The organism is Paenarthrobacter sp. TE3676, assembly GCF_056279165.1.
In genome coordinates this window covers 602,505-627,530 of sequence record NZ_JBWBQU010000002.1, presented here as the reverse complement: position 1 = coordinate 627,530, position 25,026 = coordinate 602,505, and the positions used below count along the sequence as shown (strand labels likewise).

At 61.9% G+C, this 25,026-nt stretch carries 24 protein-coding genes; 20 read left to right on the top strand and 4 right to left on the bottom strand.

Going from position 1 to position 25,026, the window contains the following annotated elements:
* Positions 1–75: 75 nt before the first annotated feature.
* The 3 genes from ACZ881_RS06875 to ACZ881_RS06865 are packed head-to-tail and all read left to right on the top strand — an operon-like array spanning position 76 to position 2,861.
* On the top strand, positions 76–1,542 hold the full coding sequence (locus ACZ881_RS06875; protein ID WP_364307235.1) for a GntP family transporter: 1,467 nt from the start codon (positions 76–78) through the stop codon (positions 1,540–1,542).
* Positions 1,542–2,417, top strand: a complete 876-nt coding sequence (locus tag ACZ881_RS06870; protein WP_476113560.1) for a class II fructose-bisphosphate aldolase — start codon at positions 1,542–1,544, stop codon at positions 2,415–2,417. Before ACZ881_RS06875 ends, ACZ881_RS06870 begins: the two co-directional genes overlap by 1 nt.
* Positions 2,418–2,468: 51 nt before the next feature.
* Complete coding sequence (locus tag ACZ881_RS06865) at positions 2,469–2,861, top strand: DUF1304 domain-containing protein (protein WP_054808805.1); 393 nt, start codon at positions 2,469–2,471, stop codon at positions 2,859–2,861.
* 24 nt (positions 2,862–2,885) lie between these two features.
* On the opposite strand, the gene ACZ881_RS06860 is transcribed toward ACZ881_RS06865, so the two are convergent.
* Both ACZ881_RS06860 and ACZ881_RS06855 read right to left on the bottom strand, forming a co-directional pair.
* On the bottom strand, positions 2,886–3,305 hold the full coding sequence (locus tag ACZ881_RS06860) for a VOC family protein (protein WP_091464652.1): 420 nt from the start codon (positions 3,303–3,305) through the stop codon (positions 2,886–2,888).
* A complete protein-coding gene (locus tag ACZ881_RS06855) occupies positions 3,302–4,357 on the bottom strand; it encodes an Lrp/AsnC family transcriptional regulator (protein ID WP_476113556.1) in 1,056 nt (351 codons plus the stop codon). The genes ACZ881_RS06860 and ACZ881_RS06855 overlap by 4 nt, the downstream gene beginning before the upstream one ends.
* A 112-nt stretch (positions 4,358–4,469) precedes the next feature.
* On the opposite strand from ACZ881_RS06855, the gene ACZ881_RS06850 reads away from it, so the two are divergent.
* The 4 genes from ACZ881_RS06850 (at position 4,470) to ACZ881_RS06835 (ending at position 8,891) form a co-directional block, all read left to right on the top strand.
* Positions 4,470–5,888 carry an MFS transporter gene (locus ACZ881_RS06850; RefSeq protein ID WP_476113554.1) on the top strand — a complete coding sequence of 473 codons (1,419 nt, stop codon included), beginning with the start codon at positions 4,470–4,472 and terminating at the stop codon, positions 5,886–5,888.
* Positions 5,885–7,093 carry a M20 family metallopeptidase gene (locus tag ACZ881_RS06845; protein WP_476113550.1) on the top strand — a complete coding sequence of 403 codons (1,209 nt, stop codon included), beginning with the start codon at positions 5,885–5,887 and terminating at the stop codon, positions 7,091–7,093. The genes ACZ881_RS06850 and ACZ881_RS06845 overlap by 4 nt, the downstream gene beginning before the upstream one ends.
* Before the next feature lie 89 nt (positions 7,094–7,182).
* Entirely contained in the window at positions 7,183–8,538 is a 1,356-nt protein-coding gene (locus tag ACZ881_RS06840) for an acyltransferase family protein (protein WP_476113548.1), read from the top strand.
* Positions 8,535–8,891, top strand: a complete 357-nt coding sequence (locus ACZ881_RS06835; RefSeq protein ID WP_476113546.1) for a GNAT family N-acetyltransferase — start codon at positions 8,535–8,537, stop codon at positions 8,889–8,891. The genes ACZ881_RS06840 and ACZ881_RS06835 overlap by 4 nt, the downstream gene beginning before the upstream one ends.
* 32 nt (positions 8,892–8,923) lie before the next feature.
* Here the strand turns inward: ACZ881_RS06835 and ACZ881_RS06830 are convergent, their stop codons facing one another.
* Complete coding sequence (locus ACZ881_RS06830) at positions 8,924–9,301, bottom strand: hypothetical protein (protein ID WP_476113544.1); 378 nt, start codon at positions 9,299–9,301, stop codon at positions 8,924–8,926.
* Between the two features lie 287 nt (positions 9,302–9,588).
* On the opposite strand from ACZ881_RS06830, the gene ACZ881_RS06825 reads away from it, so the two are divergent.
* The 11 genes from ACZ881_RS06825 (at position 9,589) to ACZ881_RS06775 (ending at position 22,785) form a co-directional block, all read left to right on the top strand.
* Positions 9,589–11,151: a pyridoxal phosphate-dependent decarboxylase family protein gene (locus ACZ881_RS06825; protein ID WP_420179755.1), complete on the top strand. Its 1,563-nt coding sequence runs from the start codon at positions 9,589–9,591 to the stop codon at positions 11,149–11,151.
* Entirely contained in the window at positions 11,148–12,491 is a 1,344-nt protein-coding gene (locus ACZ881_RS06820) for a lysine N(6)-hydroxylase/L-ornithine N(5)-oxygenase family protein (RefSeq protein ID WP_476113541.1), read from the top strand. Before ACZ881_RS06825 ends, ACZ881_RS06820 begins: the two co-directional genes overlap by 4 nt.
* Positions 12,488–13,078: a GNAT family N-acetyltransferase gene (locus tag ACZ881_RS06815; protein WP_476113539.1), complete on the top strand. Its 591-nt coding sequence runs from the start codon at positions 12,488–12,490 to the stop codon at positions 13,076–13,078. The genes ACZ881_RS06820 and ACZ881_RS06815 overlap by 4 nt, the downstream gene beginning before the upstream one ends.
* Positions 13,075–14,916: an IucA/IucC family protein gene (locus tag ACZ881_RS06810; RefSeq protein WP_476113537.1), complete on the top strand. Its 1,842-nt coding sequence runs from the start codon at positions 13,075–13,077 to the stop codon at positions 14,914–14,916. The genes ACZ881_RS06815 and ACZ881_RS06810 overlap by 4 nt, the downstream gene beginning before the upstream one ends.
* A 185-nt stretch (positions 14,917–15,101) precedes the next feature.
* Complete coding sequence (locus ACZ881_RS06805) at positions 15,102–16,145, top strand: LacI family DNA-binding transcriptional regulator (RefSeq protein WP_256870470.1); 1,044 nt, start codon at positions 15,102–15,104, stop codon at positions 16,143–16,145.
* Entirely contained in the window at positions 16,142–17,125 is a 984-nt protein-coding gene (locus ACZ881_RS06800) for an ABC transporter permease (RefSeq protein ID WP_256870471.1), read from the top strand. The genes ACZ881_RS06805 and ACZ881_RS06800 overlap by 4 nt, the downstream gene beginning before the upstream one ends.
* Positions 17,126–17,132: 7 nt before the next feature.
* Positions 17,133–18,092: a carbohydrate ABC transporter permease gene (locus ACZ881_RS06795; protein WP_091464669.1), complete on the top strand. Its 960-nt coding sequence runs from the start codon at positions 17,133–17,135 to the stop codon at positions 18,090–18,092.
* A gap of 77 nt (positions 18,093–18,169) precedes the next feature.
* A complete protein-coding gene (locus ACZ881_RS06790) occupies positions 18,170–19,777 on the top strand; it encodes an ABC transporter substrate-binding protein (protein ID WP_476113533.1) in 1,608 nt (535 codons plus the stop codon).
* A gap of 120 nt (positions 19,778–19,897) precedes the next feature.
* On the top strand, positions 19,898–21,406 hold the full coding sequence (locus ACZ881_RS06785; protein ID WP_476113530.1) for a glycoside hydrolase family 32 protein: 1,509 nt from the start codon (positions 19,898–19,900) through the stop codon (positions 21,404–21,406).
* Positions 21,407–21,520: 114 nt separating this feature from the next.
* Entirely contained in the window at positions 21,521–22,300 is a 780-nt protein-coding gene (locus ACZ881_RS06780; protein ID WP_178992921.1) for an SDR family NAD(P)-dependent oxidoreductase, read from the top strand.
* A gap of 68 nt (positions 22,301–22,368) precedes the next feature.
* Positions 22,369–22,785 carry a hypothetical protein gene (locus tag ACZ881_RS06775; RefSeq protein ID WP_476113527.1) on the top strand — a complete coding sequence of 139 codons (417 nt, stop codon included), beginning with the start codon at positions 22,369–22,371 and terminating at the stop codon, positions 22,783–22,785.
* A gap of 37 nt (positions 22,786–22,822) precedes the next feature.
* Here ACZ881_RS06775 and ACZ881_RS06770 read toward each other — a convergent pair whose 3' ends face one another.
* On the bottom strand, positions 22,823–23,896 hold the full coding sequence (locus ACZ881_RS06770) for an FUSC family protein (protein ID WP_476113525.1): 1,074 nt from the start codon (positions 23,894–23,896) through the stop codon (positions 22,823–22,825).
* 134 nt (positions 23,897–24,030) lie between these two features.
* Here ACZ881_RS06770 and ACZ881_RS06765 point away from each other — a divergent pair, with 134 nt between their 5' ends.
* Both ACZ881_RS06765 and ACZ881_RS06760 read left to right on the top strand, forming a co-directional pair.
* On the top strand, positions 24,031–24,501 hold the full coding sequence (locus ACZ881_RS06765; protein ID WP_178992923.1) for an SRPBCC family protein: 471 nt from the start codon (positions 24,031–24,033) through the stop codon (positions 24,499–24,501).
* On the top strand, positions 24,498–25,013 hold the full coding sequence (locus ACZ881_RS06760) for a GNAT family N-acetyltransferase (RefSeq protein ID WP_476113522.1): 516 nt from the start codon (positions 24,498–24,500) through the stop codon (positions 25,011–25,013). The genes ACZ881_RS06765 and ACZ881_RS06760 overlap by 4 nt, the downstream gene beginning before the upstream one ends.
* Positions 25,014–25,026: the final 13 nt, after the last annotated feature.

Genomic DNA, 25,026 nt, shown 5'->3' with positions numbered 1-25,026 from the left:
GCGATCCCCCCTTCGCCGTCGCCGCCACCTCCCGCCGGTCTTCTCTAGACTGGTATGTCAAAGGAGACACCCCCAATGAATCCCCTCGTCAACTCTTTGATGGTTCAGGCGGCGGACGCCCCCGCCATCAAGCCCGCAGTGGAGCTGGGCACACCTCTGCTGCTGACCATCGCCGCAGCGGGCATCGCCCTGTTGCTGGTGCTGATCATCCGCTTCAAAATCCAGGCTTTTGTTGCCTTGCTTGCCGTCAGCATCCTGGTGGGCGTCGCCGCGCAGATTCCGCTCAAGGACATCTTCACTGTTGTGACCACGGGCGTTGGCAGCACCATGGGCAAGGTCGCCTTGCTGATCGCCCTTGGCGCCATCCTCGGCCGCATGATTGAAGTTTCCGGCGGCGTGCAGTCGCTGGCCACCCACTTCACTGAGAAGCTCGGCGCCAAACGCGTTGCCATTGCGCTGACGGCCGTCGGCTTCCTCGTGGCGATCCCCGTGTTCTTCGAGGTGGGCGTGATCGTCCTCGTTCCCATTGTTTATGCGTTCGCGAAGATCGCTAACGTACACCCGATCAAGTTCGGCCTGCCCATGGCCGGCATCATGCTGTCCATTCACGTGGCCGTCCCGCCGCACCCGGGCATCGTTGCCGGCGCCGGCGTGTTCGGTGCGGACATTGGACTCATCACCCTGATCTCGCTGATTATTTGCGTGCCGCTTGGCTTCCTGTCCTACTGGGTTGCCAGCATCATGAACCGTAAAGAGTACGAACTGCTTCCAGGCGTCAAGCAGCAAGTGGACGAGTTCGGTTCCGAATCACTGGTCCACGTTGGTCATGACGGCCCCGGTGCCCACGCCATCGCTCCTCCGCGGCCTGGCCTGATCATGTTCCTGATCGCCGCTCCCATCGTCCAGATCCTCCTCGGCACAGTGGGAACGCTGACCCTCCCCAAGGACAACTACTGGTACGGCGTGGCCGCCTTTGTCGGCAACCCGTTCTTCGCACTCCTGGTGGCTGTGGCTCTGTCCTTCTTCCTACTGGCCGTCCGCCGCAACTGGTCCCTCAAGGAAACGGGCGAGATTTTCGAAGGCGCACTTCCTCCCATCGCTTCCATCCTCATGGTGGTGGCCGCTGGTGGTGTGTTCGGTGAAGTCCTCCGTGCATCCGGAATCGGCGCAGCTCTGTCCCACACCTTGGATAGCCTCGGCCTGCCGGTCATCGTGCTCGGCTTCATCATCTCCCTGGCACTGCGCGCCGCCCAGGGTTCTGCCACTGTCGCAATCGTGACGACGACTGGCCTGCTTACCTCTGCCGTGATGGAAGGTGGCTACACGCCGGCCCAGATCGCGGTAATCGTCATTGCCATTGGCTTCGGTTCATTGGGCCTTTCCCACGTTACCGACGCCGGGTTCTGGACGGTCGTCCGCTACTACGGCCTCACAGTGTCCGACGGCCTGAAGACCTGGACCGTCCTCACCACCATCCTGGGCCTGGCAGGCTTCGCGTTGACTTACGTTGCCTGGATCCTGGTAGGAGGTTTGGCCCACTGATGCGCGCCAACCTCGGCCATATGGTCAACTCTGCCCTGGCCTCCGGCTCGGCTGTTCCGGCTTTCACTTGCTACGACTTCACTACAGCGCTGGCTGTTGTTGGCGCGGCGGAAGAATCGGAGCTCGGCGTGATCCTGCTCGTCGCTCCGAAGACTGCGTCCACGCCTAATGGACTGCGCCTCATGGCGGCCCTTCGCGGCCTGGCCAACGACGCCAGCGTCCCGGTTTCGGTGCAATTGGACCACGCCTCCGACCTCAGGGTCATCCTGGAATCCGTGGCGGCCGGTGCGGATGCGGTGCTCGCTGACGGTTCATCATTGCCCTACGAGGACAACATCGCCCTTGTCCGTGAAGTCCGTGCGGCGCTGGACGAGGCAGGCGCTGCCGACGTCGTGATTGAGGCGGAGTTGGGCGGCCTTGCGGGAGACGAGGACAAAGCCTTCGGTGCCGAACGTTCAGCGCACGACGCCGGCGCTTCAGTTGCGGGACTTACCAACCCGGCACAGGTGGCCGACTTTGTGGAGCGCACCGGTGCCCAGCTACTGGCTGTCGCCGTGGGCAACGTGCATGGGAAGTACAAGGGCGAACCAAACATCCGTTGGGACGTACTGCAGGAAGTCGCTGCCGGGACAGAGGTGCCGCTGGTGCTCCACGGCGCCTCCGGCATTCCGGCCGACGAACTAGCGAAGGCTCCCTCCATGCAGGTGGGCAAGGTCAACTTCAACACGGAACTGCGCACAGGCATTCTGTCGATGCTGGAGTCGCAAACCGCAACCCACCGGGCCGATGGCGAGAATCTTCAGGGTTTGCTGGCCCAGTGGAATGGCTCGGCTTCAGCTTTTGCGGGCGCCACACTGGAGTTGCTCAGCGCCTGACGGGCCGCGCGACAACCAAGTCCGGCAACCAGGGAGGCTAGGATCAAAACCATGATCCTGGCCTCCCTGATTTTCGCGACGATTGCCGCCTTGCTTCACGTCTATATCTTCACCATGGAGTCCATTACCTGGACAAAGCCCAAAACCTGGAAGACATTCAGCATCACCTCCCAGGCCGACGCGGAAACCACCAAGCCGCTCGCGTACAACCAAGGTTTCTACAACCTGTTCCTGGCCATCGGCGCACTGATCGGCATTGTTGCAGTGGCTATGGGCGCACCCCAAGTGGGATGGACCCTTGTCTTCAGCAGCTGCGGTTCCATGCTCCTGGCCGCCCTTGTGCTCGCAGCAAGCGGCAAGAAGTACCTCCGCGCAGCTACCCTCCAAGGCACCACGCCGCTTCTCGCCGTCGTGCTTGGCGTGCTGGCAGTGACGCTGGGCTAAGCCAAGATGGCCTAAGCCAATGGGCTAGGACTCCGGCGGACCATCCTGGGCTGCGGCGTCGTCCATCCAGAGGACTTCCCAGTGGTGGCCGTCCAGGTCACGGAACGCGCGGCTGTACATGAAGCCAAGATCCTGGGCGTCGTAGGTTTCGGAACCGCCGGCTTCGAGCGCCTTGGCAGCCAGGGCATCTACGTCCTCACGGCTGTCGGCTGAAATGGCGACAATTGCCGCCGTCGAGTTCTGCGTGTCCGCGATGGGCTGCTTGGTGAATTCGCTGAACTTGGCGTGGGTCAGGAGCATTGCATAGATGGTGTCGCTGAAGACCACGCAGGCCGCAGTCTCGTCGGTGAAGTTCGGGTTGATGGAGTAGCCAAGGGCCGTGTAGAAGGCCTTGGATGCCTCGAGGTCGCTAACGGGCAGGTTCACGAAAATCGACGTAGTCATGGGTCTGATCCTGCCGGTGTTTCGGCGGCTCGTCCAGACCCCTCTCTCCACAAAGGCAGCGGCACCACGCTGAGGCTGCGCCCGGACTCATCGAGGATATGGCCCAGCCGCTTGTAGGTCCGGACTACCGCCTGCCGTGAGATCACAATGCTGCCGGGCGCCCGTTCGGCCAGTTCGCGTTCGAATGCCTGGGCTTCCAGATAGTCGCGGACCCACAGTGTGACCACGAGGTTCTGTGCGCCGAGCACCTGGGCGCTGAGCCGGCAGTTCGTTTGCGCGGCGAAGTAGCGGCCAATGTCGTCAACGAATTGAGCAGGGACGTTGAGCATGAGCGTGACCTCCCTCAGGCCTCTGGTCGCCGCCGCAGACGCATCGCACCTCAGCGTGATGTAGCCGGACGCCAGAAACCGTTCCACCCGTCGTCGGGCAGTTTGCGGTGAAACGCCACAGGCGGCACCCAGATCAGCCCAACTGGCACGGCCGTCCTTGGAAAGTTCCTCCAGCAGCGCGGCGTCAAGGCGATCCGGCGAGTAGCCTGCCGGTGCGGGCTTGGCTTCCGTTGAGACCAGCCGCGCGCGTGCGGGTTCGAGTGTTCCGCTGCGCCATTCCGAGGCCTGCCGATAAAGCTTGGTGACAAAGACGACTTCTCGGTGGGTGATGCCGGGGAGCGCAGGAAAGGCTCCGGTCACGATGTCCATGAGTTCCTCATGACTGGACGCGAAGCAATCCATGAAGACGTCGTGGGAGCCGGTGACCATGGAGACGGTGCCGAAAGCCGGCACCTCGCAAAGCCTCTGGATCAGTGCTTCGCTTTCGCCGGGCAACGAAGACAGTTGGATAAACGCCGACCAGCCAGCGCTGAGGTAGCGCTGTCCCGGAGACGGCGTGATCCACGCCAGTCCCTGTTCGGCCAACACGTACCAGCGCCTGGCGACCGTAGGGCCGGACAGGCCAAGAGCATCCGCTATCCGGCTCCATTCCGCCCGTGGATTGATCTGGAGGGCATTGACGATTTCAAGGTCCAGTTCCGAGATGGTGGCTGATTCATTCAATATTGGCTGCCTTGTGTGGGTTTCAAACAATCTGAGGGCCAGTGTAATCGACGGTCATAACGTTGTGACTCGCATCACCACAGGCGAAACCTCCCCGGACTCAAGGAAGCTCATGGCAAGCAAGACAGCACCACCTGCGGCAGCGGCCCTCACCCGCAGGACCATCGCAGGCATGATCCTGGCAATGGCGCTCATCGAATCACTTAGCGGAGTAACGCAGGGGTATCTGAACCCCATCCTGCCCGCACTGGGACCGGTCTTCGAGATCGACGATCCCACCATCAACGGCATTTTCCTGATCTCCAACGTGAGTTTCGCCGTCCTGACGCCCATCATTTCGAGGCTCGGCGACAGCTACGGGTATCGCCTTGTACTCCGGTGGTCCACGGGTGTGGTGACGGTCGGCGTCTTGCAAATGGCGCTGTGGCCATCGCTGTGGACGGTGACCATCGGCGTCGTCATGCTGACCTGCGTGGTGGGGTTCATCCCGCTCATGATGGGAATTCTCCGCGTGACCAGCCCCGCCCCCACGCGCACGGGTGTCAGCGTCATGATCGGCATGCTCATGATCATGGTGGGCGCCGGTGGCTTGCTCGCCGGCGTCGTTGGCGTCACCGATCCGACGCTCGGTTTCTGGGTGGCGGTTCCGTTCGCGGTGGTCGCTTTCGTGTGTTCCTTCTTATTGCCCGACGCCGGGGTCCCGACGCGTGAGGGCATCGCCCTGTCACCCCTGCTGGCATGCTCGCTGGGTCTCATTGGCTTTGTTGTGGCGTTGTCGATGGCGCCGGAATGGGGCTGGCTGGACGCCCGCACCCTCGCGGCCGGCTTGTTGGGGCTTGCCCTACTGGTCTTCTGGGCCAGGCGCGACTACAGCGGTGCCGCAGGACAGCGGTTCATGGACCTGCGCATGCTGGCTAATCCGCGGATCCGCGCCATCTCCGTGGCAACGTTCTTCTTCGGCTTCGCTTCGATCAGCTACTTCGGTACCAACGGCATCTTCCTGCATTCCAACCCTGACAAGACGGGGTACGGGTTCGCCCTCAGCCCGCTGATGATCGCGATTGTCCTTGCCCTGGCGTCCGTACTTTCCTTGGTGTCATCGCTCCTGACAGCACGGGCCTTGCGACGTTTCGGCGAGCGGGCCACCCTGGTCTTTGCCGGCGTTCTGCTGGCAGGCGGCTTCCTGGTCATGATGCTCGCGCACGGCTCCCTTACCGGATATTGCATCGGCTTCGCCATGTTCAACCTGAGCCTGGGGATGTACCAGGCGGGCACCCGCTCCCTGTCGGTTGAGGGCGTTGCCATGGAGGAAACATCGACGGCCGCAGGGCTTAACGAGCTGGCATTGTCAGTGGGCATCGCTGTGGGAGCGGCAGTGGTCAAGCTCTTGTCCTCTGCCTCGGTTGAATCCGGACGTATCACCGAAACCGGATTGTTGACCATCTGGAGTGCCTTGGCAGTTGCTGCGCTGATAGCCGCCGCGGCCAGTGCCCGGTACCCGAAGCGGCAGGCCGCCGAGGTGACGGCATGACCGCCGGACTGGGCACCGGGGGCCGAAGGTCCGTCGTCGTGCTTTCCTCCCAGGGCGACGTCCACGCCACGCTGGACAGCGAAGTCCAGCGCTGGAAACCGGACATTCTGGACCTTAGCCACGCCATCCACGCCGACCCGGAGCTTGGCGGCCAGGAATTCCGTGCCGTCAAACGCGTTCAACGGGTGCTCCGCAAAGCCGGGTTCACGTTTGATGAAACACAACCGGAACAGCCCACCGCTTTCAGTGCGCGCTTCGGGTCCGGCCAACTCGTGGTGGCACTCTGCGTTGAATACGACGCCTTGCCGGACATCGGGCACGCCTGTGGACACAACGTCAACGCAGCCAGCGCAGTGGGAGCCGCCCTGGCATTGACCGCCGTCGCAGAGCAGCTGGACATCACCGTCAAGGTTCTCGGCACACCGGCGGAAGAGACCACCGGAGGCAAAGTGGACCTGATAGAGGCAGGCTTCTTCGACGACGTCTCGCTGGCCATGATGGTCCACGCCGGCGCCGCTGATGTGGTGGGTGGCTCGTCTTTGGCGATGTCGATGTGGGACGTGCTCTTCGAAGGGCGCCCGGCCCATGCAGCAGCGGCACCGTCGGAGGGCGTCAACGCGTTGGATGCGCTGGTCATCGCGCAAATGGCTATTGCTTTGGCAAGGCAGCAGCTGCCGCCCGGATCGATCGTGTCGCTGATCGTCACCGAGGGCGGCAGCGCCGTCAACGTTATTCCCGAGCGTGCGCGGGCGAGCGTCGAAATGCGGGCTCCAAGCATTGACCAGCTGCGCCTGATTCAGGACAAGATCCGGCGTTGCCTGGAAGCCGGCGCCCACGCGAGCGGTTGCACGCTAAGCATGACCCCAAAGGGCAACGACTATGCGGAACTGCGCCAGGATCCTTATTTGTCAGGGGCCTACCAGGAAGCGATGAAAGCCAGGGGAAGGGACGTTGCTTTCAATGCCGATCCGGTGGCCTCCACGGACATGGGCAACGTTTCGCAATTGGTGCCCTCCATCCACCCGGTTGTGGGTTACGACATCCGGGGCGCCGCCCACCACACAGCCGAGTTCGCCGCATTCGGCGCCTCAGCAGGCGCTGACCAGGCCGTTCTGGACGGATCGTTCGGCATGGCCGCGGCGGCCTGTGCTGCGGCCATGGACGCGGAGCAACTGAAACGCCTGCTGCAAAAGGCGCCTGTGTAGTCCGCCGCGGGGCCAGCCTTATGGCTCCATTGGCCGCGCGGGCGGACAATGGAGTCAGCACGCAGGCGCGTGCCATTGTAGGGAGAACCATGGAGATGGATGCGCATCCTCCCGCCAGCCAGGAAAGGGCTGTGCATCGGGACCCGGCGATCGACCTTGTCCGCTTCACCTGCCTGCTCCTGGTCGTCGCGGCGCACTGCATGATGGTCAGCCCTGTCCTGCACAAGGACGGCACTGTCAGCACCCTGAACGTGCTCATGGAGCAAAGCTGGTTCACCCCTGTGGCATGGGGGCTCATGATTGTGCCCCTGTTCTTCGTCCTGGGCGGCGTGACCGGGCTGCAATCGTGGCGGCGCCTGAAAGCGCACGGCGGCAACGGCTTCGACTTCGCCCAGTTAAGGCTCCTGCGACTGGTCCGCCCGGCCATGGCTGTGTTGGCCATCATGTGGGGAGGGCTATGGGTCGCGCTGCTGCTTGGTGTCCACCCGCAAGTCATCCAGTTGATGACTGCCGGGGCCGCAATGCCCCTGTGGTTCCTGGCGGCCTACCTCACGGCCCAACTCAGCATCCCGCTCATGGCCCGGCTTCATGAACGCGTGCCTCTGCTGACTTTCGCTGTGCTGGTGGCACTGATCATCGCCGTGGATTCCCTTCGCGGCGCTGTCCCCGTCGTGGCGTTCGCGAACATGATCTTCGTGTGGTGCGCTGTCCAGCAACTGGGATTCCTCATGGCCGATGGCTTCTTCGAGAAACGTAGTCGCAGCTGGCTTCTTGGCGCCGTGGTTTCCAGCAACCTTCTGCTGGGATTGGTGACCGGCGTGGCCGTGTATCCGGGGAACATGGTGGTAAACCTTAATCCGCCCAATTTTTGCCTGCTTCTCTTGGGCATTTCCCAGGCGGCGACGCTTCAACTGCTCCACAAGGGCATTCGGTGGATCGCGGACCTCCGATGGGTCCAGGTAGTCATAGCTGTAACGGGGCGGCGTTCCATGACCGTCTATCTCTGGCACCTTCCACTGCTGGTGGGCATGTCCGGGTTGCTGTTGCTCACCGATGTGCCCCAGCCATTCGCAGGGACTGCAGAGTGGTGGTGGGCGCGGATTCCAGTCTTCTTCGCTGTGCTGACCCTGCTGGTCCCGGTGGTGTGGCTTTTTGGTCGTTTGGAGAACCGACCGACGGCGGCCAGCCACGCGCGGGGACCGTCACGTACCGCTGTGGTGACCGCCGCCGTCGTGGTTTTGGTCCCGCTGGCGGACGCCGCCTTCAACGGATTGACCCTTGCCCTGTTGGGTGGGGGAGCGGCGTGCTTTGCCCTTTCGGTCCTCTTGCTTGGCAGGGTTCCGACGCCGGTGCTGACGCGGCCCACGCAGGAAGGCGCTGAATTCCGCGGGGGTCGGTGGCGCACGTTGCCAGAGCCGGATTTACGTGCCAATCTCGAAACATGACCGAGTACACGGATTCACTGGCAGAGTCGTTCCGAGCTGGCGTCACCACGGTGCGCAACGACAAATTTCACCGCTATGAGCTGCACGTGGACGGTGAGCTGGCCGTGGTCTCCCAGTTCATGGACAAGCCCGGTCATATTGATTTCATTCACACTGAAACGAAACCCGGGTTCAACGGCCAAGGCCTCGCAAAAGTACTGGCGCACTTTGCGCTGGATGACGTGGTGGCCTCCGGAAAGCGCATCATCCCGCATTGCCCCTACATCGCCGCGTACCTGACGAAGCACGAGGGCTACGAGCAGGACGTCGACTGGCCCGCGGAAAAGCCCGTGGGCGAACCGGAGAACGAGTAACCTGCCGTTCCCTTCCCTGGGGAACCGGTTCGCTAGGGAAGCAGGGACCGCTTTCTTTGCCATTGCACTGCATGCCACAAGAGGAGGGCGGCAGTGATCAGCAACGCAGCCAGCAGTGCATAGGGTGCGTTGGAGAGCATGATGAAGTTTATTTGGGCTGTCTGGGCTGATTCGGCGGACTGAGCTTGCGCAGTGCTCACTATCGCGCTGGCCGCCGTCGTAAGGGCCCATAGTCCAAACCATGCCAAGCCGGCGTCCAGGGCCCACAAGGCAATGATGAATGGATTGAGCTGGACGCGCTTGCGTTCCGGGCCCGCGGTCTCCGGCACGTGGGGGCTAACGGCGGGCTGGGTGTTGCCATGCTCGTCGATTTCGCGGAAGCCGATTCGCTCGTGGGCGTGGTCCTTCATGTGGTCCCCCAACCGTGGGCAGCGGATAGTCCTAGCACTCTACCCCCTGGAGACCGGAAGACAGCAGGCCGTGTACACGCGGCCCAACGAGCCTTCGGTCCCGGAAAGAGTGCCATATTTTGCACCCAAAGCGGTCCCGAACAAAAGTCAATGACGTATATCCGCGCGGCGCAGGCACGAGAAACCGCCTTCTCAGCGAAATACATCACAAAAGTTTGACGGAAAGGATTACCTAAGTAAGGCTTACCTTGCTAACAAGCGCCCCAACGCAATGGAAGGAAGCTGACGTGACGTCACCTAGTGTCGAAGAGCGGATCGCTCAGGAGCAGGATTTTGGCTCCAAAGTGGAACTGGCCCTCGCTGCCACAAACCAGCTGTTCAACGCACGAAATTCACCCAGTTACGTCGCTCAGGTTCTCCAGGGGGTCAATGCGGTCTCAACCAAAGTTCAGCGGACAGCCCAGCCGTTCACCGGCGTCGGGCATGCTGAACTGAAGGCCAAGGTTGGTGCAGTGGATCTTGAACGCCCGCTTCCGGACACGGCTGCGGCGCTGGAAGAGCTCGATGAGCTCTACCTCAAGGACGCCATCTACTTCCACGATTCCCGTTACGCGGCGCACCTCAACTGCCCGGTTGTCATTCCGGCCCTGGTAGGTGAAGCAGTGCTCTCGGCGGTGAACTCCTCCATGGATACCTGGGACCAGAGCGCCGGTGCCACCATGATCGAGCGCCGCCTTATCGATTGGACGGCGGAACGCATCGGCTTCACGGAAGACGCCGATGGCGTGTTCACGTCCGGTGGCAGCCAGTCCAACTTCCAGGCTCTGCTGATCGCCCGGAATCATGCCGTAGCCAAGCTGCGGGCCGCGAATGGGGACGCGCGCCTGCCGCACCTGCTTGACCGCCTCCGGATCTTCACGTCCGTGGACAGCCACTTCAGCATCCAGAAGTCCGCTTCAATGCTGGGCCTGGGCTTCGATGCCGTCATCGCAGTGCCCACCACCGGGGACCACCGCATGGACCCCACCGCCCTCGCGGCTGCTTTGGCGGAAGCGCACGACGCCGGACTGGTGCCGATGGCGGTTGTGGCCACCGCCGGGACTACGGACTTCGGTTCGGTTGACCCTTTGTCCGAAATGGCTGCGTTGGTTCGCGCGTACGATTCGTGGCTGCACGTGGACGGCGCCTACGGTGGAGGGCTCATCGTTTCCGGCAGGCACCGTCACCTCCTGGACGGGATCCACCTGGCGGATTCCGTCACAGTGGACTTCCACAAGACCTTCTTCCAGCCCGTCAGCTCCAGCGCAGTCCTGGTCCGCAACGGCTCCATGATGGGGCATGTCACCTACTACGCGGACTACCTGAACCCGGAGAGCGCGGCAAAGGCAGAGATCCCCAACCAGGTGGATAAGAGCATCCAGACCACCCGCCGCTTCGATGCCCTGAAGCTGTGGCTGACCCTCCGCATCATGGGTGCAGACGCCATCGGCGCACTCTTTGACGAAGCGATCGACCTCGCCGCCCGGGTGGGAACCTTGTTGGCTGATGACGCTGAGTTCGAGCTCGCTGCCCCACCCCAGCTGAGCACCTTGGTTTTCCGCTACCGCCCAGTGGTTGACGGCGCAGCCCTCGATGAAGATGCTGCAGACGTTCTCAACCCGGCTATCCGCGCCGCGATCTTCGCTTCCGGTCAGGCCGTTGTTGCCGGCACCAAGGTCGCTGGCCGGCACTACCTCAAATTCACCCTCCTCAACGCCGAGGCGAGCCTGAGGGACATCCAGGAAATCATCGAACTTATCCGCCGGACGGGCGACAACCTGTTGGCGAACACCACGGAGGCCGCAGCGTGAGCACCCAAGACAATGGCAAGATTTACGACGTCGCAGGCATCGGCGTCGGGCCTTTCAACCTGGGCTTGGCCGCGCTGAGCGAGCCCGTGGAAAACCTCGACTGCGTTTTCCTGGACCGCCGCGAGTCCTTCGACTGGCACCCCGGCATGATGTTGGAGCCGGCGCACCTGCAGGTCCCGTTCATGGCGGACCTCGTGACGCTCGCCGACCCGACGTCGCCGTTCTCGTTCCTGAACTTCCTGAAGCAGACCGGGCGCTTGTACCGTTTCTATATCCGCGAGAACTTCTACCCGCTGCGTGCCGAGTACAACCAGTATTGCCAGTGGGTGGCCGGCCAGCTTGAGTCCGTGCGTTTTAGCACGGATGTGCTGGATGTGACCTACGACGACGGTGTGTACCGGCTTTCGGTGCAGGGGCCGGCGGGTGCTGAGGTGCTTCGCGCCCGCAAGCTGGTCCTGGGCACCGGGACTTCTCCGTATATCCCGGACTCCTGTGCAGGAATAGTGGACGCCGGTGGACTTGTCCTCCACAATGCCGATTACCTGTCGAGGAAGAGCGAGCTGCAGTCCAAGCGCAGCATCACCATCGTGGGCAGCGGCCAGAGTGCCGCGGAGCTTTACTACGAGTTGCTGCAGGAAATCGATGTCTACGGTTACCAGCTCAACTGGGTCACCCGTTCGGGCCGTTTCTTCCCGCTTGAGTACACCAAGCTCACCCTGGAGATGACCTCGCCGGAGTACGTTGACTACTTCCACTCGCTCCCGGGCGAGCAGCGTGATTCGCTGATCAAGAGCCAGAAGAACCTGTACAAGGGCATCAACTCGGACCTGATCGACGACATCTACGATCTCCTTTACACCAAGAGCCTCTCCGGAATGGTGGACACCCAACTGCACACGCACTCCTCCCTCACCGCTGCAGAGTGGGATGCCACCACCGGCACCCATACACTCCGGTTGCACCACGAGGAACACGGGCAGGGCTACTCCTTGGAATCCGAAGCCGTGGTCCTCGCCACCGGCTACACGTACAAGGAGCCCGCCTTCCTGGCAGGCATCCAGGATCGGGTCCGTCGTGACGCCAAGGGCCGCTTCGACGTCGAGCGCAATTACGGAACCGGCGTTGAACCCGGCGAAATCTTCGTCCAGAACGCTGGGCTGCACACGCACGGCTTCGTCACCCCGGACCTCGGCATGGCCGCCTACCGCAACTCCTGCATCCTGCGTGAAATCACCGGCCGTGAGGTCTACCCGATCGAGCGCAGCATCGCGTTCCAGCAGTTCGGCGCTCCGGCTCCCATGACTGCTGCCGTCCCCGAAACCGCTGGAGCCGCGGTATGAGCTTCACGTTCCGGCCCGTTGATCCCTTAGCGGACGCACCCCTCCTCCACAGCTGGGTCAGCCAAGAATATGCGCGGTTCTGGGGCATGGTTTCGGCCACTGAGCAGGACGTTGTGGAGGAGTACTCGAGGATCGCCGAGTCCGGCCATCACCAAGCGTTCCTGGGGCTCGACGACGGCGTCCCCGCCTTCCTGATGGAGCGGTACCGCCCCGAGTCATCGCCGTTGGCGGACGTTTACGAGGTCCAGCGCGGTGACGTCGGCATGCACCTTCTGGTGGCGCCGCCCAACGGGGAGCCGCAGTCTGGTTTCACCACCGCCGTCATGCAGTCCGTCATGACGGAACTCTTCGATGACCCGGCAACCCGGCGTGTCGTCGTCGAGCCTGACGCCCGCAACCACAAGATCCATGTCCTGAACGAGAAAGTGGGCTTCCGGCCGCACGGCGTGGTGACCCTTCCCGCCGTCGACCCTGCCGAAGACCACAAGCAGGGGCTGCTCAGCTTCTGCACCCGCGAGGATTTCCTGGCGACCCTGACCCCAATTCTGGCCGCGCATGCCGCGGCGACCAGAGGAGAATCCCTGTGACCACAACTGCCGACAACGCGACTATCACCGCCGTTGATTCCGTGTCGCACCTGACCCCCGAGCGCTGGGCCATCGCCAACCGGCATCTGGTCCGCAAGGCGATCGCTGAGTTCTCGCATGAGCGCATCCTGGTGCCGGAAGTGATCGGCGCGGAGGAAGCCGGCGTCAGTCTGTACAAGGTAGTGAGCGATGACGCTGCTACTGAATACCGCTTCCGCGCCCGGCTGCTGCAACTGGAGCACTGGTCCGTATCCGCGGAATCCATCGTTCGGGTGCGGGACGGGGAAGAGCTCCCTGTGGATGCCTTGGACTTCATTGCCGAGTTCCATGAGGCACTGGCCATCCGCCAGGAAATGCTGCCTGTGTACCTTGAGGAAATCAGCAGCACGCTGGCCAGCCACGCCTATAAGCAGGGCAAGCCGTTTAGCTCGGCCCAATTGGCTGCGGGCATCACCGGCGGCACTGACCGCGCCGCTGACTTCCAAGCCATTGAGCACAGCATGACCGAGGGCCACCCGTGCTTCGTGGCCAACAACGGCCGGCTTGGGTTCGGGATCGCCGACTACCATGCATTTGCACCGGAAACCGGCGCAGCCATAAAGCTGCAGTGGATCGCCGTGCATCGCAGCAAGGCAGTATTCACCTCCAGTGCAGGGTTGGATTACCGGACGCACTTCGAGGCCGAACTTGGGCCCGCGACTCTTGCGTGGTTCAACGCGGAACTGTCTGCATCCGGACTGGATCCGGAGGACTACCTCCTCATGCCGGTCCACCCCTGGCAGTGGGACAACAAGCTCACGGTGACGTTCGCTGCAGAAATCGCGCAACGCCACATCGTGAACCTTGGCACCGGTGAAGATTCGTACCAAGCGCAGCAGTCCATCCGTACGTTCTTCAACACCGACTATCCGGAAAAGGCCTACGTCAAGACGGCCATGTCTGTGCTGAACATGGGCTTCATGCGTGGTCTTTCTCCGCAGTACATGAAGGCAACGCCGGCTATCAACGACTGGTTGCAGGAATTGATCGGCAATGACCGGGAGCTCCAGGACCGGGGCCTGACCATGATCCGTGAAACCGCGGCCATCGGCTACCACAACCACTACTACGAGGCTGCTTCGGCCAAGGGGTCCCCCTACCGGAAGATGCTCTCGGCCCTGTGGAGGGAAAGTCCGTTGCCGTTGCTCAAGGACGGGCAGCAGCTGGCCACCATGGCGTCTTTGCTGCATGTGGACTCCTCCGGAGAATCGGTAGTGACTGCCCTGATTCAGCGCTCCGGCCTGGCACCCACCGAGTGGCTTCGGCGCTACTTCGAGGCCTACCTTGTACCGCTGGTCCACTGCCTCTATGAGTACGAGCTCGCGTTCATGCCGCACGGCGAGAACGTCATACTGATCCTCGAAAACGGTGTGCCCGTCCGGGCGATCATGAAGGACATCGCCGAGGAAATCGTAGTCATGGGGGACCGGCTGGAACTTCCGGAGGAGGTTTCCCGCGTCAAGGCTGAGATCCCTGCCGAGGAAATGGTCCTGGCCATCTTCACGGACGTGTTCGACTGCATCTTCCGCTTCCTCGGAGCCCTCCTGGTGGAGGACGGGACGCTGCGCGAGGACGAATTCTGGGGAACCGCGGCCGCAGTGTTGCGGGAATACCAGCAGCGCCACCCGGAGCTTGCAGACCAGTTCGCCATGCACGATCTCTTTGCCCCGGACTTCGAGCTCTCCTGCCTCAACCGCCTGCAGCTCCGGAACAACCAGCAAATGCTCGACATCTCAGATCCCTCCGGTGGGCTCCAGATGGCGGGCCGCTTGGCGAACCCCTTGGCCAAGTTCGCCTAATCACTCCGCCGAGGTGGCAGTTAATACCAATCCTGCTCGCAGACATGGGTATGAACTGTCACCTCGGCAGAGCGGGTGCTCCCTAACCCTTGACACTCCAACGTGACGCGGGATACATTTAGGCCCGTTATACGAATAACTAATACGAATAACCCGTATGTTGGAACGGCCCAAGGAGGTGCCCCATGGCTAAGTCGAAGCCGCATTCCAAGCCGACCATGCACGATGTTGCTGCTGCTGCCGGTGTTTCGCAAGCCACTGTCTCCCTGGTGCTGAACTCGGCGGGCGGGTCGCGGTTCTCCGACGAGACCCGACGCAAGGTCAAAGATGCCGTCGCGCAACTCGGTTACCGCACGAACGCCCACGCAAAGATGCTTCGCGATGGACTTGCCGGCATGGTGGGCTTCATCGGCGACTCCGTGGCAACATCCCCCTTTGCCGGGGCGATCATCGAAGGCGCGCAAGAGCGCGCTTGGGAGGATGGGCTCCTTCTGGTAACCATGAATACCGGCGGGGACAAGGAACTTGAAGCCGCCTCCCTGGATGCCATGCTTTCCTACAATGTGGCAGGCATCGTTTATGGCTCCATGTACCACCGGCTGCTGGAGGTGCCCAAAGCCCTGGCCGGTGTCCCCTCGGTGGTACTGAATTCCCAGGACCGGGACGGTCAGCTTCCCAGCGTGGCGCCCAATGAGGTGAGCGGCGGCTATTCAGCTACACGTCACTTGATCGATGCCGGGCATACCCGTATTGGGATGATCAACATCGAATTGCTCGAAAGTGGCCTCCCCGCCGCAGTGGGTCGCTACGAGGGCTTCAGGGGCGCTCTTGAAGAAAGTGGATTGGACGTAGATCCGGCCTTGGTGCGCTTCGGCCGGGGTGGTGAGGACGACGGCTACAAGTATGCAATGGAGCTGATGACCGCCCCAAAGCGGCCTACGGCAATCTTCTGCGCCAACGACCGCACAGCGTGGGGCGCCTATCAGGCAGTGGCCGATCTTCGGCTTTCGATTCCCCACGACGTGTCGATTGTGGGTTTTGATAACCAGGCCATCGTTGCGCCCCATCTTCGTCCGGGGCTGACAACCTTTGAGCTGCCTTTTGTTGCCATGGGTAGGCGCGCCGTTGAACTCATCCTCCAAGGCGCCGAACCCGACGGTCGGGTGGAGCTGATGGAGTGCCCCCTTGTTGAACGAAAGTCAGTTACACACCCTAAGGAGATGCCATGAGCCGCACTATGCCGGCGAAACGCGGGCGTCCGTCTGCGGCACCGGTGCCGCAAGTTCCGCAACGAAAAATTTCTGCTTCGCTCCGCCTCCGCCGCATTTTTCGGGCCTGGCAGTTATACGTATTACTAGCGCCTGCTCTTGTGTACATCCTGGTTTTCAAATACTGGCCGATGTATGGCGTGCAGATTGCTTTCAAGAATTACAACCCGGTGGATGGCTTCACGGACAGCCCCTGGGTGGGGCTGGACCACTTCGTCCGGTTCGTGAACTCTTACCAGTTCGGCCAGGTGGTGGGAAACACTCTCTGGATTGCGGTTCTGGGCCTTCTGGTGGCCTTTCCGATCCCCATCATTCTGGCTCTGCTGGTCAACCAGCTCCAGAGCGAGAGGTTCAAAAAGTTCACCCAAACGGTGCTCTACTCACCGGCCTTCATTTCCACGGTTGTGGTGGTGGGAATCATGTTCGTGATCCTGTCGCCGCGGTCAGGGCTGGTGAACAACGCCATCCAACTCACCGGAGGCGAGCCGATCTTCTTCATGGGCTCGGCTGAGTGGTTCCGGCCGGTGTACGTCATCTCGGATGTCTGGCAGAACGCGGGGTTCTCCATGATCGTTTACCTCGCAGCTTTGGCCGCTATCGACCCCGCACTTCACGACGCCGCGAAGGTGGATGGTGCGTCAAAGCTCCAGCGCATCCGCCACATCGACCTGCCGGGCATCATGCCGGTGGTGACCATCCTTTTCATCCTGGCTATCGGCAACCTGCTGAACGTGGGCTTCGAAAAGGCATTGCTGATGCAGACACCGTTGAACCTGTCCACATCAGAGATCATCCAGACCTACGTCTACCACGCTGGTTTGCAGCAAGCGCAGTTCAGCTACTCGGCCGCCATTGGCCTGTTCAACTCCCTCCTCAACCTTGCGCTGTTGCTCGTCTTCAACACGATCGCGCGCCGGGCCAACCAAGCGACCCTGTGGTGATGCCGAAATGTCCCTGACAACCGAACCCTCAACCATCCACCAGGCCAACCGTGCTCCCAACCCGGGGCGCCGCAAGCAGACGCTGCGCGACAAATACGGCGATCGCGTCTTCAACGTTGGCGCGACGGCAGTGCTGCTGTTGTCCATCCTTGCCGTGGTCTACCCGCTCTACTTCATTGTGATCGCTTCCATCAGTGACCCCAATGCCGTCTATGAGGGGAAAGTCTGGCTGTTCCCTTCCGGAGTTACCACCGAGGGCTACGAACGGATCTTCGCTGACAGCAGGATCTGGAACGGCTTGGGTAACACGCTCATGTACACGGTCCTGGGAACTGCCATCAGCGTTACCACCATCCTGTGCGGCGCCTACGCGCTGTCCAGGAAGGACATGCCGGGCCGTAAGATCCTGATGCTCCTGTTCGTGATCACCATGTTCTTCGACGGCGGACTCATCACCAAGTATCTGGTGGTCCGGGACCTGGGAATGCTGGACACCATTTGGGCAGTGGTTCTGCCGGGAGCCGTGGGCGTCTGGAACTTGATCATCGCCAGGTCATTCTTTGAGCACACCATCCCGAACGAACTGCGCGAGGCTGCCCAGATGGACGGGGCAACGGACTTCAAGTTCTTCTTCAACATGGTCCTGCCACTATCCAAGCCATTGATCATGCTGATGATCATGGTCCACGTCGTGGCCCACTGGAACTCGTTCTTCGATGCGCTGATCTTCCTCAACGACGACACCAAGTACCCGCTGCAGCTGGTGCTGCGGAACATCCTGATCCAGTCAGACGTCTCCTCCACCGGAACAACCGGCGGGGACATCGAATCCTATGCGGCAGCGCAAAGGATCGCAGAGCTCACCAAGTACGCCATGATCGTCGTCTCGAGCCTGCCACTCATGATTGCCCTGCCATTCATGCAGAAGCACTTCACCAAGGGCGCCATGATCGGCGCCGTCAAATAATCGCTCACCTCTAAGAAACTGTCCAAGGCATTCGGGCCCCCGGACTTCATCCAAAACACCTCAGAACAGGAATGACCATGGCAATCAGCCGCAAACTCGCCGTCCTTGGGGCCGTGCTGGCCGGAACGTTGACGTTCACCGCCTGCTCGGGCTCCAACTCGGGCACCACGGAGATCAAAGATGCCTCCGCAGACTTCGGCTTTCAGGAAAAAGGCTTCCCCATTGTCAGTAAGCAGCTGACCTTGAAGTTCTCCGGGACGAAGGCGGCCCTGGCTCCGGACTACAACACGATGACCGTAGTCAAGGAATGGGAAAAGGCCACCAACGTCCACATCGAGTGGGAAAACCTTCCCGAGACGGTCTTCCAGGAAAAGAAGAACCTGATCCTGGCCAGTGGCGACCTGCCGGACGCGTTCTTCAACACAGGTTTGACGGACGCCGAGATCGCCACATACTCCGCCAGCGGCACATTGATCCCGCTGGAAGGACTGATCGAGAAAAACGCGCCGAACCTGTCCAAACTCCTCTCCGAACGCCCCGACATCAAGGCGGCGATCACCTCTTCGGACGGGCACATCTATTCCCTGCCGTCCGTGGAAGAGCTCGGCCTGGTGCAGTTCCCCAACGAACTGGCCATCAACACCTCCTGGCTCAAGAAGCTCAACATCCCCATGCCCAAGACCATCGATGAGTTCCACGACGCCTTGGTGGCTTTCAAAGCCCAGGACGCCTCCGGCACAGGCAAAACCATTCCCCTGAGCTTCATGCCCGGCTCGTGGTGCGGTGACATTGTGGACCTGATCGCTGCCCTCGGCGGAGTGCCGGACAACCTGGACCATCGCATCGTCCAGGATGACAAGGTCATTTTCACAGCCACCCAGGACGGCTACAAGAAGGCGATCCAAACCCTGCACGAGTGGTACAAGGAGGGCCTGATTGACCCGGAGTCCTTCTCCCAGGACGACAAAGCCTATCTGGCCAAGGGCAAGGCCGCCACGGAAAACCTCGGCTCATTTGTCTGGTGGGAAATTCCTGAAATGGTTGGAGCGGACCGCGCCGGCGACTACGCCTTGGTGCCCGTCCTTGAGGGCGTCGACGGCAAGCGAATCGCCAGCCAGTCCAACAACCAGGAAATCGCACGCGGCGCATTCGCCATCACCCGGGCCAACAAATACCCGGCAGCCACCATGCGCTGGGCCGACAACCTGTACGATCCCATCCAGTCCGCCCAGGCCAACTGGGGACCCATTGGTCAGACCCTCCAGAAGGACGCCAGCGGCATCCTGACCCAAATCCCGGCGCCCGCCGGAACCAGCGAAGGCGAACGCCGCCAAAAGGTCGCCCCGGGCGGACCGAAGGCAAACACCGCCGAGAACTTCACGTCCGTCGTCGCGCCCGAACCACGCGCCGCGGCCCGCCAAAAGACGGTCACTGAAAACTACAAGCCCTTCGCAGGTAACGACGGCTACCCGCCCGTGGCACTGTCCAACGAAGAGCTCCAGCAGATCAGCACCGTCCAGACCGACGTCACCTCGCTCGTCAAGCAAAACACCGCCAAGTGGATCGTCTCCGGCGGCATCGAGCAGGAATGGGACGGTTACGTCACCCAGCTCAAGAACGTGGGAGTCGACAAGATGATCGAGGTCTACCAGGCGGCCTACGACCGCTTCAAGAAGAACTCCTAACTGCCAACACCCAAGGTGGAACCGGCGCCCAGCGCGCCGGTTCCACCTTGACCGCTCTTCCGTCTGCGGGACTCCCACGAGAACTGCAGAAATCACCTGCCAAGAAAGAGACTCACTTTCATGACTGCCGCCGCCGCCACGACAACCGACATCTTCCGGCCCGCCCTTCATTACAGCACCGGAGGCACCTGGCTCAACGACCCCAACGGCCTCATCTTCCATGACGGCGCCTACCACCTCTACTACCAGAACAACCCGTTCGGCAGCGAGCACGCCAATCTGTCCTGGGGCCACGCTACGTCCACCGACCTCGTGAGCTGGACTGACCATCCCGTCGCCATCGCCTGTGACGAGAACGAAGACATCTTCTCCGGCAGCATCGTCTTCGACAGGCAGAACACCAGCGGCTTCGGCAAGGACGGAACAGCACCCCTGGTAGCCATCTACACAAGCGCCTACAAAGCCACGTCAGGGTTCGAAGGAATTCAGGCCCAGTCACTGGCCTACAGCCTCGACGGTGGATACACCTGGAGCAAATACGCAGAGAATCCCGTTCTGGACCGCCGTTCAGCTGATTTCCGCGACCCTAAAGTGTTCCGCTACGAGGGTGACGCCGGCAGCTACTGGGTCATGGTGGCCGTTGAAGCGCAGGACTTCCAAGTCCTCCTCTACAACTCCCGGGATCTCAGGAACTGGGAGTACCTGAGCACCTTCGGTCCTGCGAACGCGACAGGAGGGATCTGGGAATGCCCGGACCTGTTCCCCCTGCCCGTCGACGGCGACCCCGAGGACGTCAAATGGGTGCTCACCGTCAACCTGAACCCGGGCGGTCCAAATGGCGGCTCGGCCGGGCAGTACTTCGTAGGTGACTTCGACGGCGCCACGTTCACCTCAGCCACCACAGTGACCGAAGGTCTTCAGGACCCAGAGAGGCTGGGCGAATACCAGTGGCTGGACTGGGGCCGGGACTACTATGCCGCCGTCTCCTTCAGCGATGCACCAGAGGGCCGACGCCTGATGATCGCGTGGATGAACAACTGGCAATACGTCAACGAACTCCCCACGGCATCATGGCGAAGCCCCATGTCACTGGTCCGGGAACTGACACTCCAAACAATCGGCGGCGAGACGCACCTGGTGCAGCAGCCGGTGGGGGACTGGGCTGCCGTAAGTGGCTCGGTCTCAAACTTCAACCTCCCTGAAACCACCATCCCGGCGGGCACCACGATTCTTGACGGTGCGGCTGGAACGGTCCAACGCCTTGACATTTCCTGGACGCCAGGAGCAGCCGAAGAATTCGGGCTCGTTGTCCGAGGCGGGGGTTCGCAAGGAACCCGCATTGGTATTCGGCCTGCCGAGGGGACCCTGGTCGTCGACCGCCGCGAATCGGGGCATACAGACTTCCATGAAGCCTTCGCATCCATCGACACCGCCCCCATCCGGTTGGTGGAGGGTCAGTACCAACTCGCCCTCTTCGTGGACCGCTGTTCAGTGGAGGTATTTGCTCAAGGCGGCCAAGTCACCATGACGGAACTAGTCTTTCCGTCCTTGACGAGCAACGACGTCTCCCTTTACTCGGTAGGCTGTTCAACCACGCTCAACAGCCTGCACATCACCCAGTTCGCGTAGACAACCGGCACATCCCCTTGCGCCGAGGTGGCAGTTAATACCAATCCTGCTCGCAGACATGGGTATTAGGTGCCATCTCGGCGCGGGGAAAAGGGGAGGGGCTAGTCTAGGCGCATGACCACTCGAGCCAACGAACTCACTGCCTTGGTTACCGGCGCCACCGCCGGGCTCGGTGCAGAATTCGCCCGCCAGCTTGCCGAAGCCGGACACCACCTTGTCCTGGTAGCCCGCGATGAAGAGCGCCTCAAAGAGAAGGCCGAGGAACTTGAGCGCGACTTCAGTATCTCGGCGGAGGTCCTTCCCGCGGACTTAACCACCGACGTCGGCGTCTCGGCAGTCGCTGACCGCTTGCGGGACGCTGCGCGGCCTGTGGATGTCCTGGTCAACAACGCGGGCATCGGGCTGTTGAAGTCGTTCGAACGGAATGACTTGGACGAGGAACGTCGCCACCTGAGACTCCACGTCCAGACACCCATGGAATTGAGCCACGCTGCACTTGAAGTCATGCTGGCACGCGGCAAGGGGCGGATCATCAACGTCGCCAGCGTGGCAGCGTTCGCCAACAGGGGTACGTACTCCGCCGCCAAAGCATGGCAAGTGACATTCAGTCGGTGGGCCAACATCACCTACGCGAAATCCGGAGTGCAGGTCACCGCTGTTTGCCCAGGTTTCACCCACACCGAATTCCACGACCGTATGGGCATGGACAAAACCGTTGCTCCCCGGTTCTTGTGGCTCACAGCCGAGCGTGTAGTGCGCGAGGGGCTGGAGGACAACGCCAAGGGCAAGGGTGTCTCCATCCCTACGCGACGGTACAAAGTGGTCAGTTTCTTTGCACGTATCCTGCCGGCGAAGCTCACCTCGGGCCCACCCCGGCGTCCGCTCGAGCCGTAAATCTGAGGTCCGGGTTACTATGACAGTTCATTCGAGCCTGAGGGGGCAGTGCTGTGAGGAATAAATCCTTGGCATTCATTGTGGCCATGGTTGTCAGCGGACTTCTACTGAGCGGCTGCACCGGAACGAGCAACACGGGCTTCAAGGCGCTGGAGCGAGAGGCGACGGAGACCGACACTCCGCCGACGGGCCTGAAACTCGAGCAATTCGAACTGGAAAAGGTGCTGTTGGTCGCTGAAGCGAACGGGAAGAAGTACTACTTGGGGCAGGGCAAACAGGGCCGCCCGTCCTGCTTGATCGTAGAAGCTGCGGAACCATACTTCTCGCATAGCGGCTGCAGTGATTCCATCCAGGGAGAGATGCTGAGAATCAGTGGTCCCGACCAGAAATCTGCTGTTTTGGTTGCCGACGACTATGACACCCATGAGCTTGAGTCGAGTGGCTTGACGAAAATCCACCCGAACATCCTCGTCGTTACGAACTGAAACAGTTACGAACTGAAACAGTTACGAACTGCCCCTGTTACAAACTGACCCGGCCCCGCGGTGCCCGCACCAGCACCGCCACGGCGATCCCAACAACGGCCCCCACAAATGTCTCGATGGCACGCTCCATGACCAGCACGCCTGGGTCCATAGGAGCAGCGAGTTGGGCGATCAGCAGGATCACGGGAGTAAAGAACACCATGGCCCAACCGTAGTGCCGTGCCATGAACAGCTCGGTGGGGAACTGACACAAAACCACCAGCACAGCGAGCACCAGTGCGGTTTGGCCCGGGAAGTACTGCAGAGGCGATAGCGGACTGGGGAAAAGCACGACGGCGACTATCCCCAACCCGAGGAACGTCCCCACGATGCGGTGGATACCTCGGTGGACGCGGCTTGGGAGGTCGGCTCCTGCGAGGGGCACAGCCGCGGCGGCCATGGCCCAATGTGGGTGGCCGCTGCCGCTCAGCACCCCGATGGCCCCGGCCACGCCGACCGCGAGCGAATAGCGTGCAGCATGGACCAACGCGGCCTGGACCAACGCGGCCTGGCGCTGCGGGCCGCGAAGGACGGGAACATCGCGGCCTGCCCCGGACACCCACGTGCGTCGCCGGAACCAGCCGCTAAAACCCACCGCCAAGGAAAAGGCGGCGGACGCGACACCGATGAGTACCGCCGTCGTGAATGGCACGTTGGTTGGGACGGAGGCGCAGGCGCCCAAGGCGAGGATGCCGAAGAACGGGCCTATGGGCCGGAGGCGTACGGCGTCCGCATAGAGGGAACCGGCGCCCGCAAAGAAGGTTGCCACGAGTACCAACCACCAGGACTGGATGTGGTTGACGGAGAGAAACACCCCGATGGTGAGTCCGCCAACCAGGAACAGGGCAGCCTGGGCTTGGTGTTTGAGTCTGAGCTGATGCGTTTCGTTGCGGCCGTACATGCCGGTTAGTGCACCGAATACGGCGTACATCATCAGGTCCGGGCGGCCGATGAGAATGAGGAACAAGCCAGGCACTGCGACGCTCAAGGCCACCCGTACAGCCGAGAGGTGGTCGTTGTTGGCAGGACCCATCCGGTGGAGTTCACGGGCGTGCGAGATGAGTGCGGGCATGCGGGAACACCACCAATCGGTCAGGGCTTGTCTCTGGAAATTAGCATCATCGCGGCCCAGGCCGCCATTAGCCCGGTCACAACCCGTAGGGGACTTGGGCGCGCGGACGGAGGAAGTTCTGGGAAGATCAAGGTATGCCCGTCGCTTTCGTCTGCCGCACCCGCTCCAGCATGCCACCGCAGGAGCTATTTGATCTTTCCCGCAACATCGATGCCCACGTAGGGTCCATGACGCAGAGCCGGGAGAAGGCAATCGGCGGCGTCACCACTGGGCTCATTTCGGAAGGTGAGACTGTCACCTGGCAGGCATGGCACCTCGGAGTCCGGTTCCGCATGACCAGTCGCATTACGCGGATGGAGGCGCCGTCGTCGTTCTCTGATGAACAGGTGAAGGGCCCTTTCAAGTACCTGCGCCACACGCATGAGTTCCGGCCGGACGGCAGCGGGACCCTCATGGTGGATACCGTGGAATTCGCTGCACCGTTCGGCCCGCTTGGCCGTTTGGTGGAGAAGCTGATTCTGGCCCGATACCTGCAGAACCTGATTGAGAAGCGCAACGCGTTCCTGGTGGCCCCAACCCCTCCTGCCCTGGATTCGCGGCAATGATCAGGCTCGCGCACGCGGACGACCTGCTGATTCTGCAGGACATCGAGCGTGCCGCGGGCGAGGCTTTCCGTGCTCTGGGAATGGAGTCCGTCGCGGACGACGAGCCCCTGTCCATTGATGAGCTGAACAGTTATGCCACGGCCGGGCGCGCCTGGGTTTCCGTCGATGGGCTCGACTACCCGGTGGCGTACCTGTTGGCGGACATCGTTGACGGCAACGGTCACGTGGAGCAGGTCAGTGTCCATCCGGATCAAGCACACCAAGGCCTGGGCCGTGAGCTCCTGCATGCCGCGCGCGTATGGACGCGCGGACACGGGATGCAGCGGCAAACCCTGAGCACGTTCCGGGACGTGCCGTGGAACGCCCCGTACTATCGCCGCCTCGGCTTCGAAGTGCTCGACGCCGGCGGCTGGGGTCCGGAGCTGACCCGCCTCATGGAGCACGAGGCTGAGTTGGGCCTGACCCGCTGGCCCCGCGTAGCCATGTGGCGCCCGGCAGTTCCGCCCAAGTAACCCAGCCGGTCGG